A 13,981-nucleotide genomic window follows, 5' to 3' on the forward strand; every position below is an offset into this window, starting at 1 on the left:
TATAACTCGTAAGGAAAATATACAGATTTCTATCTTTATTAGGGATTGTTATTAATATTCTACTTTCCACATGTAGCGTCTTTTACTTAAAGGATGATTGCGTGCTTCGGCTAATTCTTCGGCATACTGACGAAGTACACGATTTAATACAAGAGGAGCGATATACCCTTGTACATCTTTATCAATTCCTTCGAAGTCATATGCTTTTGCATCTAGAACAGTTAATTTCTTTCCATATCGTTTAGAGAATGATAAGGCGCGTTCTTCTAAAGGTCTCGTTTCATCTAGTCCAGCTAGGATGATAAACGGTACGTTTTCATCAATAATTTCGAATGGACCGTGGAAATACTCTCCAGCGTGAATAGCGTGAGAATGAATCCACTGCATTTCCATCAAGATACAGATGCTGAATGAATAGGCTGCTCCATAGTTCGAGCCGCTGGCCATTGTATAAATAACCGGTTCAGACTTATGGGATTCAGCAAATTTTCTTGCGTTGCTCGCTTCGTATTCTAAAGCTTTTTCATAAACAGACTGTAGATTTTCTAAGCTAGTAACTAACTTTGCAAATTTATCATTTTTTTCTGCTACGTATAAGAGACCAAATACAAGCTGATATAAAACGCCTAAGTTTGTTTCAAAAGCATCGATGTCATTGCCCCACTCATACTTAATAAAAATATCTGCGCTGTGTGCTAAAGGTGAAGTAGGTTCATTTGTTAAGGCTACAGCATAAGCGCCTTTACTTTTAGCGAACTTAGCTGCTTCTGTAGTCTCAGGAGTTGTTCCTGACATAGAACATAAAATAACTAAGGAGTCTTTTCCCAGCTGCTGCGGATTGCGGTGGATAAATTCGTTCGAGCTATACAAATCGGATGTAATATGTTGAGCTTCTCGATCTAGTACATACTTAGCTGGATACATGATCGCAGAAGATCCTCCACATGCGACGAAAAACACATTACGAATTTGCTTGCTTTTTAATTCGTTTAATACGGCTTGCACATCACTTTTTACATTCACTGCTGTTCTGCTCATTTTCCCCACTCCTCAAATAAAATATGATATACAACATTATGTAATGTTATATATTGTTATATTAAACTGCAAACGTTAACTAGTCAATACATTTATCAGAATATTTAACTTTTTTATTTGCATTTGTAGAAATGCGCTCTTCTGTTTCTCCATCAAAAAAATGCACGTAGGTTAAATTCAACGAAAAATCGCCTTTGTCCCCTGCTTCAAACTCACATAAAAGAGGCACTCGGGCCACAAACGTTTGCTTTTCTAAACTAGCATATAAAATTGTTTCAGCACCTAGTACCTCTATCATATCTAGTGTCGTAGTGAAACAAAACTCATTGTTCAACTCTCTCTTACTATCCTCTTTATGATATACAATGTGTTCAGGACGCGCACCCATTATGACCTCTTTCTCATTATGACCTTGAGAATGTAAAGCGTGTATTAGAAAATCAGGAAGCTGTATTTTAGTTTCTCCCATTATAAAATAAGTGCCTTGGAGATACCCCCGAAAAAAATTCATTGCGGGCGATCCAATAAAACTGCCTACAAATACATTCCTAGGATGTCTATAAATATCTTGAGGAGTTCCAATCTGTTGAATAATCCCGTCTTTCATAACAACTAGGCGAGTAGCCATTGTCATAGCTTCCACTTGATCATGCGTCACATAGATTGTTGTTGTTTGCAGCCTTTGATGCAGTTTAATAATCTCAGCACGCATCTGTACTCGCAGCTTCGCATCCAAATTAGATAATGGTTCATCCATTAAGAAAACTTTTGCTTCCCGAACAATAGCACGACCTAAAGCAACTCGCTGACGCTGCCCTCCGGATAAAGCTTTTGGCTTTCTATCTAAATATGTTTCTAGACCTAATGTTTTGGCTGCTTCATTTACCCGTCTATCAATTTCGTCTTTCTTTATTTTTTTTAACTTCAAACCAAATGCCATATTTTCTCGAACAGTCATATGAGGGTAAAGAGCATAATTTTGAAAGACCATAGCAATGTCACGATCTTTTGGAGCTACTTCGTTCATATGATCTCCATCAATGTAAAAATCACCTTTTGAAATCGTTTCTAGACCTGCAATCATTCGCAGCGTAGTAGATTTACCACAGCCTGAAGGTCCAACAAATACAACAAACTCTTTCTCTCCAATCTGAAGGTTAAAATCATTTACGGCGATATTTTTTTTATCATATATTTTATATACTTTATCTAAATGTAACATTGTCATCTCACCTCAGCTCCTTATATTTAAAGTTTGAGATACATGATTGCAAGTTACGCGTCTCTTTTTCCTTAATCCTTAATTCTTTCCTCCTTTTCATTTAAATTGTTAACTTGAGACATTAAAGTAACTTAATAACTATACTAATCGAATCTAGTTAGACAGAAAATAAATATGTAAAGGTTGCTAACACAAAACATACAAGCAACCTTTCACCTTCAAAAAAATAAAAACCTTCTCTAAAATAAGAAGGTTTCACATCATAATCTGCATAGAGACTGCCTTTGCCTTATTTCTGAAGATTTTATTACATATCTTCTTTGCCTTGACAGCTTGGACACTCATAAACATGCACAAAATAAAGTCCAATATGGTGGAATCGTTTACCTAAGCAATCTGGACATGTTCCTGCTTCGCGCATTTGTTCCCGTCGTTTGTCTCGCTGATTAGCTAAGAAATTTACAAATTTCATAAAAAAACCTCCCTCATGTTTTTGACTATAGGTTTTCCTGATGAGAGGTCTTTTATTCGACTGGGCGTGTTTATGGCCACTCCTGAACATTGTTTTTTTGTAGCACAAAAAAGGATAGAAAGAGCAGCCCGATGACGCTCTTTCTATCCTTCAGTTTTATCCTATATACTGTGTCAATAGTACTCTTCCTAAGACATATCTAATTTTCGACCTAGCGTATACAAGTTATTCTTCTACTTTGTACTTTTCTTTTTTTCGAAGAAACGGCCACCAGTTTCCTTCTCCAAGCGTTACGACAATCGCTGGCATAAGCAGCGGAAGAATAACAAGGCCATAAAGTAAAAGACCAATAATAACAACCGTTGCTACATGAACAAGTGTTAATACACCCGATGGCATCATAGCCCCAAACGTTCCAGCTAAGATAATAGCAGCAGTAATAATAACCGACCCCATCTTGCTCATGGACGTAACCATCCCTTCTGCTACGCCGCTTTTTACTTCTTCGTTAAAACGGTCTAACAAGAAAATAGAATAGTCAATTCCAAGGGCAACTAAAATAACAAAACTAAAGAATGGCACAGCCCAGCTGATTCCGTCATTCCCCATTATATCCACAAATAGAAGCTCTGAAATTCCCATTGCTGTATAATACGTAAGCAGCAGTGAAGCAATCATGTATACAGGCATGATCATTGAACGGAATAAAATGGTCAGCACAATAAACAATCCAATCATCATAATAACCATTGTGCGTGAAAGATCCGTTGTAGATAAATCTTTTAAATCCGCATTTGAGCTCGATACCCCTCCGTACACAATTTTTGTATGCTCAAACGGCGTATCAACGACTTCGCTTGCCACCGCTTTTTCAATATTTTTTACGGTTGAAATGGCTTCTTCAGAATATGGATTTTGATCGAGCACTACACTGAGCTTAACTCCTTTTCCATCCGCAAAAGAATAGTTATCGATGGATTGTTTAAACCCTTTATCTTTCATCACTTCTGCTGGAAGGTAAATACCAGTATCTCTAACTGTTGAGCTGTCACTCATGTTATCAAGCATATCTGTTGCTTTTGTTAAGCCATCTGAGATCTTCGTCAGTCCGTCATTCGCACTGTTAACGCCTTTTGCTAACTGGTTGATACTGTCTGATAACGTTCCAACTTGACCTTGCTGAGCTGAAAGATTCTCATTTGCTTGTTGGAGACCGGTTTGAATGGTAGTAAGCTGTTTACTGATTGCAACAAGCTGCGGAACCGCTTGCTGCACATTTCCTGTTGTAGAGAGCTGAGTGCTGACAAGCTGCAGCTGTTGATTAATTTGAGCTAATCCGTCTGCAGCAGGTGCAAGCGACCCGCCAGATTTCTCTTTAGAAGCAGAACCCGTTTGGTCAGCTATTTGATTTAGCCCTTTTTCAACATCACTTAATCCTTTTTGTACATCTCCGATTCCTTTAACAGCATCTTTGATTCCGTCCGATACAGAGCCTAGCTGTGAATTAACGTATAAATCATCAATCTTTTCTCCGGTAGGCTGTGTGATAGTCATAACAGAATCCACGTGATCCACTTTTTCAATTGCTTTGCTTATATTTCCTAAATAAGGAATAACATCCGCCTTTGTTAACTCTTTATCTCCTTTAATAATAACATTGACAGGAAACGCTTTGCCTTCTCCAAGTGCATCACTGATAGCATTTAGTCCTTTTATAGATTTGTAATCACTGCTTATTTCAGCAGTAGAATCAAACGATATTTTTGAGTCGTACGTTACAATAAAAGGCACGGTAATAATCCCCGTAATGACTAGAAACACGAATGGTCGCGCCACTGCCTTTTTTCCTAAAAAGCCCCACAGCTTATTATCGCTATGAGAAGCCACTTTTTTAGACGGCCAAAATAATTTTTCTCCAAGCGTAACCATAAAAAGTGGAAGCAGAGTAAATAAAATGACTAGCAGTACACCTACCCCCACTGCTACGCCGACAGCCGATTGGAAAATGGCAAACTTGGCAAATCCGATGGCCGCAAACCCAATAAATACAGCAATTCCGCTGATAAATAGCGTTCTTCCTGCTGTACGGTAAGCCGTGATTGTGGCTTCTACTTTATCGTGTCCGTTTGCCAATTCTTCACGGAAGCGGTTAAGTAAAAGAATGCAGTAATCCGTACCAATTCCAAACAAAATAGCTACTAAGAACGTTTGCGTGAACGTTGAGATTGGAAAATCGACGTTTTTAACTAAAATCCCTAATAACGATTGACTGATTAAGTATGTGATTCCCACAATTAAAATAGGAATAAACGGCGTCACGACTGAACGGAAAACGAGTAAAAGCAAACCTAAAATCAAAAAGATAGTAATAAACTCGGTTTTCTTTAACCCTTCTTCTGAACTGTGTGCAAAATCCTGATTAATAAGAGATGCACCCGTTACATATGCTGTAACGTCTTTTGGCACATTATCATAAATCTGATTCGCTATTTTTTCGACTTTTTCATCCGATCCACTGACAGTAACCGGAACTAAAACGGTTTTTTTGTCTTTAGACATTAATTGATTACGAGCATCTTGATCATCTGTTAAAGGCGTTGTGACATCTTTTACACCTTTAATTTTCTCTGTCTTATCAATGATTTTCTGTATTTGTTTCTCACTATCTTTATCTAATGCGTTATCTAGCTTGATAACCATACTGATGGTATTACTGTCTTCTCCGGCATTTTTTAGAATTTGGCTGGCTCTGGATGAAACGGCATCGTCGGGAAGCTGAGACTGTCCTTTTTCACTTGCGAGCTTTGTTAAATTTGGTGCGGTTAGCATCAATATAACCGTTAAAGCTAAAATAAAGGCCGCAATCACCCATTTAAATTTCACAATAAATTTCATTCTTTGCTTTCCCCTTTTATAGTTAACTTTTCTTTTGCCATTGTAAGAATTTCAATAAATGTATCTATTTTTTCTTCTTCTACATCATCAAACAAATTCTCAATGATACTAAAACAAGCGGCATTTCCGTCATTTATTACCTTTTCGCCTTCAGCCGTAATCTTAATAAGCTTAGAACGTTTATCGCTCTCTAGTTCATTAGTGTCCCACTCTACAAGCCCTTTTTCGAGCAGTTTTTTAATTCGATTCGAAATGGCACTTTTATGAACACCTTGCAAAACAGCAAGACTGCCTGGTGAAGATGGACCTTTAATCATTAAACTATTTAACAAATCAAACTGCTGCCTAGAGACATGTTCGAAGAGGTTATGGCTCAGCTCTCTGTGAATTACTTCTGTTCCTACAAACAGCACTTCTTCAAAAAGTTCTACAGCTTGATATAACTTGCTTTTCGTCACTTCTTTCCCTCCTTTGCCCATTTAGTTTATAGGTATAAACTATTCAACTTTAAAAATAGTTTATAGGACTAAACTTTATTCTGTCAATAAATTTATGTCTGACTGTCTTCATATATGATAAAGATAAACGGAATTCTAAAAGATACCGCTTACATCAGCTTTTTTGGTTGTCAAAGCTCCATCACTTAAGTATTATTAGTAATTGACTTCTTTTCAAGGAGATATCAATTTTATACACAGAAAGGGTGATCACACATGAATACAATGCATGCTAATGAGCAGGTCAGTAAGAAAGATTCCTTTCCAATTGCTCTCATCTCGTTGACTCTTGGAGCTTTTGCCATTGGAATGACGGAATTTGTTATTATGGGGATACTGCCTAACGTTGCAGAAGATCTTCATGTTAGCATTTCGACTGCTGGACAGCTAATTACAGGCTATGCTTTAGGAGTAGCAATCGGCGCGCCAATTTTAACCATTTTTACTCATCGACTTCCTCAAAAGCTTCTGCTTTGTTTACTTATGCTTTTATTTATTCTCGGAAATGCGATTGCTATTATTGCACCTAGCTATGGGATTTTAATGGGAGCTCGTTTAGTTACGGCATTATGTCACGGTACTTTCTTTGGAGTAGGCGCTGTTATTGCTTCACGGCTCGTACAACCTCATAAACGTGCAAGTGCTGTCGCAACGATGATGGCAGGTTTAACCATTGCAAATATCATCGGCGTTCCTGTGGGAACATTCATTGGGCAACACTTAGGCTGGAGAGCTTCGTTTGGGGCTATTACAATCATGGGGATTATTGCATTTATTGGTATTATTCTGTTTATCCCAAAACTTGGTCAAGACAAATTAACGGGTCTAAAACAGCAGTTTGCTGCTTTTACTCAACCAAAACTTCTTGTGATGCTTCTTTTAAGCGCGATAGGATGCGGCAGTTTATTTACTGTATTTACGTACATTACACCGCTTCTTGAAGACGTTACAGGAGTAAGTGAACATAGTGTTACGTGGATACTTGTATTATATGGATGCGGCGTTACGCTCGGAAATGTTGTTGGAGGCAAGCTAGCAGACTGGAAGTTAATGCCTTCGGTTGTAGGTATATTTGCTTTTCTTTGTATTGTGCTGACTATTTTTACGTTTACCGTTAAAAGCCCAACAGCAGCGATTATCACGCTGTTTTTCTGGGGAGCAGCAGCATTTGCTGTAATGCCTGGTATTCAAGTAAAAATTATGAACTTAGCACAGGAAGCACCTGCTTTAGCTTCTACTTCCAATCACTCGTTTGCTAACTTAGGAAATGCTTTTGGCGCCTTTTTCGGAGGCGTAATTATTAACCATATGGGACTTACTTCACTTCCTTGGGTCGGCGCCATTTTTGTAGGAACGGCTTTTGTTATCAGCACTTGTCTTTTTATTGGGGAAACACGCAAAAAACATAGTGAACAATCGTCCTAACTGTCTAACAACCGAACAACAAGTAAAAAAGAGCCTTTCTTTGCTGAAAGGCTCTTTTTTACTTTTAACTCGCTTTTTTCATTTCTTTACTTGTTAATCGACTGTGTTTACGAGAATAACCGACATATACAACTATACCAAGCACAATCCATATGCTAAAATACAGCCACGTTGTTTTAGGAAGATTAATCATTAAAAATAAACAAGATAATACAGATAAAATTGGTAAAACCGGGACAAACGGCATTGTAAATCCACGTTTTAAAGTTGGATGCGTTTTACGTAAGATGATAATGCTGACGCCCACCATGCCGAAAGTTAAAAGAGCTCCGATATTTGCTAAATTCGCAAGTTCTTTTAGATCAATAAACCCTGAAATTAACGCTCCGATAATCCCTACTAGCCAAGTAGAAAGAGTCGGAACTCCCGTTTTCTCATTTGTTTTAGCAAATGCTTTTGGCAGCAAGCCGTCGCGGCTCATTGAGAATAAAATGCGTGTTGCTGCATAAATGTAGGCGAAAATAACAGCCATGATTCCAATGACAGCTCCTGCAGCAATAACCCCTGCCACTGCATTTTGTCCTACTGAATGGAGAACATAGGCCATTGCTTCTGGGACATTCAGTTCCTTGTACGAAACAACTCCGGTCATAACAAGGCATACCGCTACATAAATAATCGTGCAGATCACAAGTGAACTAATAATTCCAATGGGCAAATTGCGCTGCGGATTCTTTACTTCTTCTGCTGATGTAGATAAGGCATCAAAACCTAAGAAAGCAAAAAATACGGCCGCGCCCCCTGTCACAACACCTTCAATTCCATAAGGCATAAAAGGTGTCCAATTAGACGGTTTTACATAAAAAGCTCCTACAATAATAAAAAGAAGGATAATAAACAATTTAACAAGCACCATAAAGTTATTCACTTTTTTACTTTCTTTTGTTCCTCTTGAAAGCAGCCATGTAATAAGAAGCGTAATACAAATAGCAGGAAGGTTCACTAGACCTCCATTTGCAGGGATCGTAATCAATTCTTTTGGCAGCGAAAAACCAAAACCTTCTAAAAAGTTGTTAAAATAAGAAGACCATCCGTTTGCTACTGCTGACATTGTTAACAAATAGACAGAAAGCAACGTCCACCCCATTAAGTGCGCTACCACTTCGCCGATGGTTGCATATGTATAGGTGTAAACGCTCCCAGATACAGGTATAGTTGAAGCAAATTCCGCATAGCATAGCGCTGCAAAACCGCATACAATAGACGCCAATATAAAAGAAAAAATAACGGCTGGTCCAGCATCGTTAGCAGCTACTAAGCCTGTTAATACTAAAACCCCTGTTCCGATTACGGCTCCAATACCAAGAAGAGTCAAATCGAATGCTCCTAATGTTTTGACTAGAGATTTGTTTTGACTTTGTTCTAATAATTGCTCGATTGACTTCTTTTTAAATAGTTTTCCCATTGCACTCTCTCCTCTCTGTTGCCACTCATCCCTTGAAAAACTTGAAAATAACGTTTTTCCCCATTGGGCTGCGCGTTTTTACTTCAGATACAGAAGTAATTATATAGAAATAATTACTAACTTGTCTATTAGTATACTAATATCATTATATATATTTCAAGAATTTTTGTAAGCGATTTCTTAATATTGCTCTATTTTGGATTTATAAACTAAATAAAGAGATTATCATTGTGCTTACGTATAATAAGTTTGAATAAAAATAATATTCTAAAAAATTACTTTACATGTTTTTAGATAACTTTTTTCACTAACTATCTTCAGATATAAATTCCTGACATAGAGATTATTTACAGAACAATGAATGTTTTATCTTACCGGGTGTTATAATGATGAAAACCGAAGTGTATGAAGGGCGGAGAAAGATGATTAACTTACTTATTGGCTGTATTTTACTAGCATTAGGAGTATACTTTATGTTTAAATTTCTTTTTTACTCTCCTTCTAAAAAGAAGCGAGATCAGCAAAATATAAACAAACCATCAGGTGAGGCTTCAGCTTCATCCCGTACAAACGATTCGAATGCAATAAGATAAATTTTTTTATAAAATACCGGCGTTTGTCTAAGGCAAAAGTTATACTGCTGATATATATTATCTTATACCCTTCTAGTTCAATATTCCCTTCATTTTGGTGTGAGACAAAATGAAGGGAATCACTATCCGACTTAAAAAATCGGATTTTTCTATTTAGTAAAGTAAATAGCTTCAATACACTCTGTTTGAATTCTTTTCTTTATTCAAGTGTACAGCTGCCTCTTCTACACTTACTGTTCCTATATTTTTCTTCCCGTGCTTTCGCATAGCAAGCGATTCATTTTCCACTTCTTTATCTCCTATCACAGCCATATAAGGAACTTTCAGCATTTCTGCTTCTCGAATTTTCAGCCCTATTTTTTCAATGCGATCATCTACTTCAACACGATACCCTTTTAACTCCAGCTCATGCTTCACTTTATATGCATATTCCACGTGCGGCGGTGCAATAGGCAAAAGCTTAAATTGAACAGGAGCTAACCAAAGAGGAAATTGACCTTCGTAATGTTCAATCAAGATGGCCATAAATCGTTCAACTGATCCGTATATAGCGCGGTGAATCATTACGGGACGATGAGGTTTATTGTCTTCTCCAATATACATACAGTCAAACTTCTCCGGCATTAAGAAATCAAGCTGAACTGTTCCGCACTGCCAGCTGCGACCTAAGGAATCTAAAATATGAAAGTCGATTTTCGGCCCATAAAAAGCTCCGTCTCCTTCATTTACCTGATAGTCTAAGCCTTTTTCACTTAACACAGATTGAAGGGACTTTTCTGCTTGGTTCCATGTTTCAATATCTCCCATGAATTTTTCAGGTCGTGTGGATAACTCCACTTTGTAATTGAAGCCAAAATGTGAGTAAAAGTCATGGATAAACGCTAGGATGCGGCTAATCTCAGCTTCAATCTGACTGAGTTCTACGAATAAATGAGCGTCGTCCTGTGTAAATGAACGGACTCTTAGCAATCCGTTTAAAGACCCAGAAAGCTCGTGACGATGAACTAATCCAAGCTCTGCGTATCGAATCGGAAGTTCTCGGTAGCTTCTTCGCTTGCTGTTAAACAATAAAATGGCTCCCGGACAATTCATCGGTTTAATCGCATAGTTTTGTTTGTCAACATTTGAAAAATACATATTCTCATGATAGTGCTCCCAGTGCCCTGATTGTTCCCAGAGCTCCTGTTTCATCATGATGGGTGTTTTTATTTCTTGATAGCCTGCTTTATAATGCTTTTGTTTCCAGTAATTTTCTAACTCATTTCGAATAATCATTCCGTTAGGTAAGAAAAATGGCATACCAGGAGCTTCTTCCATCGACATAAACAGCTCCAGTTCTTGACCTAACTTTTGATGATTTCGCTTTTCTGCTTCCACTTGTTTTGACATGTTCATTCCTCCAATATGTTTCTATTCAACAAAAAACCGCACTCATCCCTAGTAAAGGGACGAATGCGGCCGTGGTACCACCCTAATTCCGTAAAATACGTATACGTATTTTACGCTTAAAAAGATAACGGTTTTACCGGTTGCGGTTTCAGTGTATACACATTCCCCGCCGCAGCTCCAAGGTGGTAAATTCATTTCGTTTTCTAAGGGTTCTCAGCCAGTGACCCTACTCTCTGTAAAGAAAATACAAAAATGATTCATGTCCTTTTCATTGCTTGTATATTCATTTTTTCTACATAAAAAGCCGCACTCATCCCTAGTGAAGGGACGAATGCGGCCGTGGTACCACCCTAATTCCGTGAAATACCTATACGTATTTCACGCTCAAAAAAGATAACGGTTTTACCGATTGCAGTTTCAGTTATGCACGTTCCCTGCAATAGCTCTAAGGTGGTAAATTAGATGATTTCTTAAGGGCTCTCAGCCAGTGACCCTATTCTCTGCGAAGAAAACAGTATCTAATTCGTGTCCTTTTCATTGCCAAATACTGTTTATTAGTTGTTAAAAGAGATTATAGTGTATAAATTTAACAGAAGTCAAGAAGTAATTTTTTATTTTTTTATGGTATAGAATTACTTTATGCTTGAATTCTTGAAAAGTTACTTAAGAATCTACGGACTTAAAAAGTTTTTTATTATACTATTAACGACTACATTTCATTCTTATTTTCATAACAATAAAGGCGAAAAAGAAAGATGCTATAAGTCCTTATTTGTTTTATCTAAGCGGGATTAATGAAGTGAAACCAATACTACCCCAAACCAGAACAAGTAACCTAACACAAGCATCATCAGGTTTTCAATTTATATACTAAAATATTAAATACACCTTTTTCTGCTCACGCAAATATCTGACTTGAATCCATAGAAACTATTTTTATCTATCTTTAGACAAAAGCTCATCATGCATGCTTCCACTTTGCGGAAAAATCCGTTTTTTCCTGACTTGTTCTTTAAGAATAACGTCAAGCTGCCGCTGAATTTTCCTTGTTTCATTTGTCGAAAAATACGGGTGAGCCAGATTTACTGTTTCTAACGGATCCTTGGTCAAATTGTACATTTCAATTTGATCAGGAACACGGGTTGTTTTAAGGGTAGTAAAACTCACAGGGTAACCTTCATATCGCTCTCCGTGAATGAATTCATCTTTTTCGTCATCTGCTGACCAAAATTGCAGATTATCATGATAGCGAGCGTATTTCCAAATTTCCTTTCCTGCCGCTGACGAAAACTCGACAATGATCGCTTGAATGTGATTAGGCTGAACAACTGACGGGTAGCTTTCTCCTAAAAAATTTGTTTGGTGAAGTCCTTTTGTCGGGTCATCATCCGTCATGAAGAAAATCGCTGTTTCCTCTTGCTCAGCACACGTTTCTCCTCGAAGTATACCTGAGAGGTCTCGCCCAACAAATGGATGTACTTCCGTATGACTTTTTTGTAATTGCTTTTGAATAGCGGAAGCATCTATATTAGCTAAACTAAGCATTGTCGGGATCAAGTCAAGGTGACTAGTCAGTGTGTCTGTACGTTGATAACTAGGAAACAAACGCTTGTTATGAATGAGAAGCGGAACGTGAATAGATTCTTCATACATGTTGTACCATTTTTGATGTAGTCCCCCGTGAGCTCCAAGCAAATCACCGTGATCAGACGTAAAAATAATAATTGTATTTTCATAGAACGAAGATTGTTCCATGGTCCGAAGAACTTTTAAAATTTGTTTATCAACATTTTTTTGCAGCTGATAATACAAGCGCCGGTAGAAGCTAGAATTTTGGGTTGGCTGCAGCGCTTTTGGATAGATGTATTTATAGCTGCTTTGAGCGCTAGGCTTTGTTTGTAAAGGTTCTCTAATGGTAGGTGGCGGATCGATGTTTGGAATCGTCTCATCAATAGAAAACTGAAACATAGGAAGGTGTTTGGTAATCGCTCCGAACAGCGCAATGTCATGCGGGTTCACAAATGAAGCTACCATGAGCCAAGGCTGCGCAGGCGCTTGATGTTCTAATCGTTGAATAAGCTCTATGATTTCCTCTGCATATATTTCGTCTCGTCCGCTCACTCCAACGGCCGCAGATGAACCGGAATTGTGCGGATTTCTCCCTTCCGGTTCCGGACCAATCCACCCTGAAAAACCAAACTTTTCAAGCTTATTAGCCCGTTGATAAAGGCATTCTTTCTCTGGATCCGGTATTCCTGTTTGCATCTGATAGCTAGAAAAAACGTCATGTGTTCCTGGAATTAAGATGTTCTCATCAGAAATATGCCATTTTCCTTTATAAAAGGTTTGATACCCAGCCTTCTTAAAATACTCTCCCATCGTCGGGACGGTATTAGGCTGCAGCCAAAACATATCAGGATCTTGTGATTTCTTTGCGATACCTTGCGTTTGCGTAACTCCGTGCAAGGAAGGATACTGCCCTGTAAACAATGTAGCTCGACTTGGTGAACAAGCTGTAGAACCGACGTAGTGACGAGTAAACTCCGTTCCATGCTGTTTTAAAAATTCATGTGCTTTTAAATGTTTTTTTCTCCACTTTTTTAGTTCTTTACTTTCATATAAGGGTGGAAATCGCTCCTCGTCCACGATAATCAACAAAAAATTAGGCTGTTTCTGCATGTTTATTCCTCCGCATGTTTATCAAATTTTCTGTATTGATAAACTATGTAAAAAGCACTTTTTTTAGAAGAACGGAGTACGGTTCATGTCTTTTTATACCCACACAAAAAAAGACTTGGAGGATTTCTCTAAGTCTTTCATAACTCGTTTCAATACGATATTCCTTATTTTTTGTAAGCTTTTAGCTGCTGATTTCGTTTATAGGTGCTAATGATACTAGGTATACCTACAATTATACTTATCATAAAACTCCACATCATGTAGCGCCAATCCCCTGTAAAAAGCGCTAATCCCGTAAAAAAACGA

General features: G+C 37.8%; 10 protein-coding genes and 2 other annotated features. Of the genes, 2 read left to right on the forward strand and 8 right to left on the reverse strand.

Annotated features, from left to right (window positions below):
* Positions 1-51: 51 nt before the first annotated feature.
* The 5 genes from POF52_RS09920 to POF52_RS09940 all read right to left on the reverse strand — a co-directional run bounded on the left by POF52_RS09920 (position 52) and on the right by POF52_RS09940 (position 6,085).
* On the reverse strand, positions 52-1,038 hold the full coding sequence (locus POF52_RS09920; RefSeq protein ID WP_013083209.1) for an SIS domain-containing protein: 987 nt from the start codon (positions 1,036-1,038) through the stop codon (positions 52-54).
* Positions 1,039-1,117: 79 nt separating this feature from the next.
* The gene (locus tag POF52_RS09925; protein ID WP_271992286.1) at positions 1,118-2,266 is read right to left on the reverse strand and encodes an ABC transporter ATP-binding protein; all 1,149 of its coding nucleotides are present in this window, start codon (positions 2,264-2,266) and stop codon (positions 1,118-1,120) included.
* Positions 2,267-2,567: 301 nt separating this feature from the next.
* On the reverse strand, positions 2,568-2,732 hold the full coding sequence (locus POF52_RS09930; protein WP_016764155.1) for a hypothetical protein: 165 nt from the start codon (positions 2,730-2,732) through the stop codon (positions 2,568-2,570).
* A gap of 225 nt (positions 2,733-2,957) precedes the next feature.
* Positions 2,958-5,627, reverse strand: coding sequence for an MMPL family transporter (locus POF52_RS09935; protein WP_271992290.1), 2,670 nt, complete (start codon positions 5,625-5,627; stop codon positions 2,958-2,960).
* On the reverse strand, positions 5,624-6,085 hold the full coding sequence (locus tag POF52_RS09940; protein ID WP_071274448.1) for a MarR family winged helix-turn-helix transcriptional regulator: 462 nt from the start codon (positions 6,083-6,085) through the stop codon (positions 5,624-5,626). Before POF52_RS09940 ends, POF52_RS09935 begins: the two co-directional genes overlap by 4 nt.
* A 255-nt stretch (positions 6,086-6,340) precedes the next feature.
* Here POF52_RS09940 and POF52_RS09945 point away from each other — a divergent pair, with 255 nt between their 5' ends.
* Positions 6,341-7,549: an MFS transporter gene (locus tag POF52_RS09945; RefSeq protein WP_176584586.1), complete on the forward strand. Its 1,209-nt coding sequence runs from the start codon at positions 6,341-6,343 to the stop codon at positions 7,547-7,549.
* A 64-nt stretch (positions 7,550-7,613) separates the two neighbouring features.
* Here the strand turns inward: POF52_RS09945 and POF52_RS09950 are convergent, their stop codons facing one another.
* Positions 7,614-9,014, reverse strand: coding sequence for an amino acid permease (locus tag POF52_RS09950; protein ID WP_050688893.1), 1,401 nt, complete (start codon positions 9,012-9,014; stop codon positions 7,614-7,616).
* A gap of 386 nt (positions 9,015-9,400) precedes the next feature.
* Here POF52_RS09950 and POF52_RS09955 point away from each other — a divergent pair, with 386 nt between their 5' ends.
* Positions 9,401-9,607 (forward strand): hypothetical protein, encoded by a 207-nt coding sequence (locus POF52_RS09955; protein WP_271992294.1) that lies wholly within the window; start codon positions 9,401-9,403, stop codon positions 9,605-9,607.
* Positions 9,608-9,778: 171 nt separating this feature from the next.
* Here POF52_RS09955 and thrS read toward each other — a convergent pair whose 3' ends face one another.
* Both thrS and POF52_RS09965 read right to left on the reverse strand, forming a co-directional pair.
* The gene (gene thrS, locus POF52_RS09960) at positions 9,779-10,996 is read right to left on the reverse strand and encodes a threonine--tRNA ligase (protein ID WP_176584589.1); all 1,218 of its coding nucleotides are present in this window, start codon (positions 10,994-10,996) and stop codon (positions 9,779-9,781) included.
* Between the two features lie 52 nt (positions 10,997-11,048).
* Positions 11,049-11,277, reverse strand: a binding site (T-box leader).
* Between the two features lie 39 nt (positions 11,278-11,316).
* Positions 11,317-11,543 (reverse strand) — a binding site (T-box leader).
* Between the two features lie 389 nt (positions 11,544-11,932).
* Positions 11,933-13,675, reverse strand: a complete 1,743-nt coding sequence (locus POF52_RS09965; protein WP_271992297.1) for a sulfatase-like hydrolase/transferase — start codon at positions 13,673-13,675, stop codon at positions 11,933-11,935.
* Positions 13,676-13,981: the final 306 nt, after the last annotated feature.

The organism is Priestia sp. AB (genome assembly GCF_028369225.1).
Lineage (GTDB): Bacteria > Bacillota > Bacilli > Bacillales > Bacillaceae_H > Priestia > Priestia megaterium.

Excerpts from the sequence above, each read along its gene's own strand:
- POF52_RS09920 (WP_013083209.1), bottom strand. The coding sequence starts at position 1,038 with ATGAGCAGAACAGCAGTGAATGTAAAAAGTGATGTGCAAGCCGTATTA.
- POF52_RS09925 (WP_271992286.1), bottom strand. The coding sequence starts at position 2,266 with ATGACAATGTTACATTTAGATAAAGTATATAAAATATATGATAAAAAA.
- POF52_RS09930 (WP_016764155.1), bottom strand. The coding sequence starts at position 2,732 with ATGAAATTTGTAAATTTCTTAGCTAATCAGCGAGACAAACGACGGGAA.
- POF52_RS09935 (WP_271992290.1), bottom strand. The coding sequence starts at position 5,627 with ATGAAATTTATTGTGAAATTTAAATGGGTGATTGCGGCCTTTATTTTA.
- POF52_RS09945 (WP_176584586.1), top strand. The coding sequence starts at position 6,341 with ATGAATACAATGCATGCTAATGAGCAGGTCAGTAAGAAAGATTCCTTT.
- POF52_RS09950 (WP_050688893.1), bottom strand. The coding sequence starts at position 9,014 with ATGGGAAAACTATTTAAAAAGAAGTCAATCGAGCAATTATTAGAACAA.
- POF52_RS09955 (WP_271992294.1), top strand. The coding sequence starts at position 9,401 with ATGATGAAAACCGAAGTGTATGAAGGGCGGAGAAAGATGATTAACTTA.
- thrS (WP_176584589.1), bottom strand. The coding sequence starts at position 10,996 with ATGTCAAAACAAGTGGAAGCAGAAAAGCGAAATCATCAAAAGTTAGGT.
- POF52_RS09965 (WP_271992297.1), bottom strand. The coding sequence starts at position 13,675 with ATGCAGAAACAGCCTAATTTTTTGTTGATTATCGTGGACGAGGAGCGA.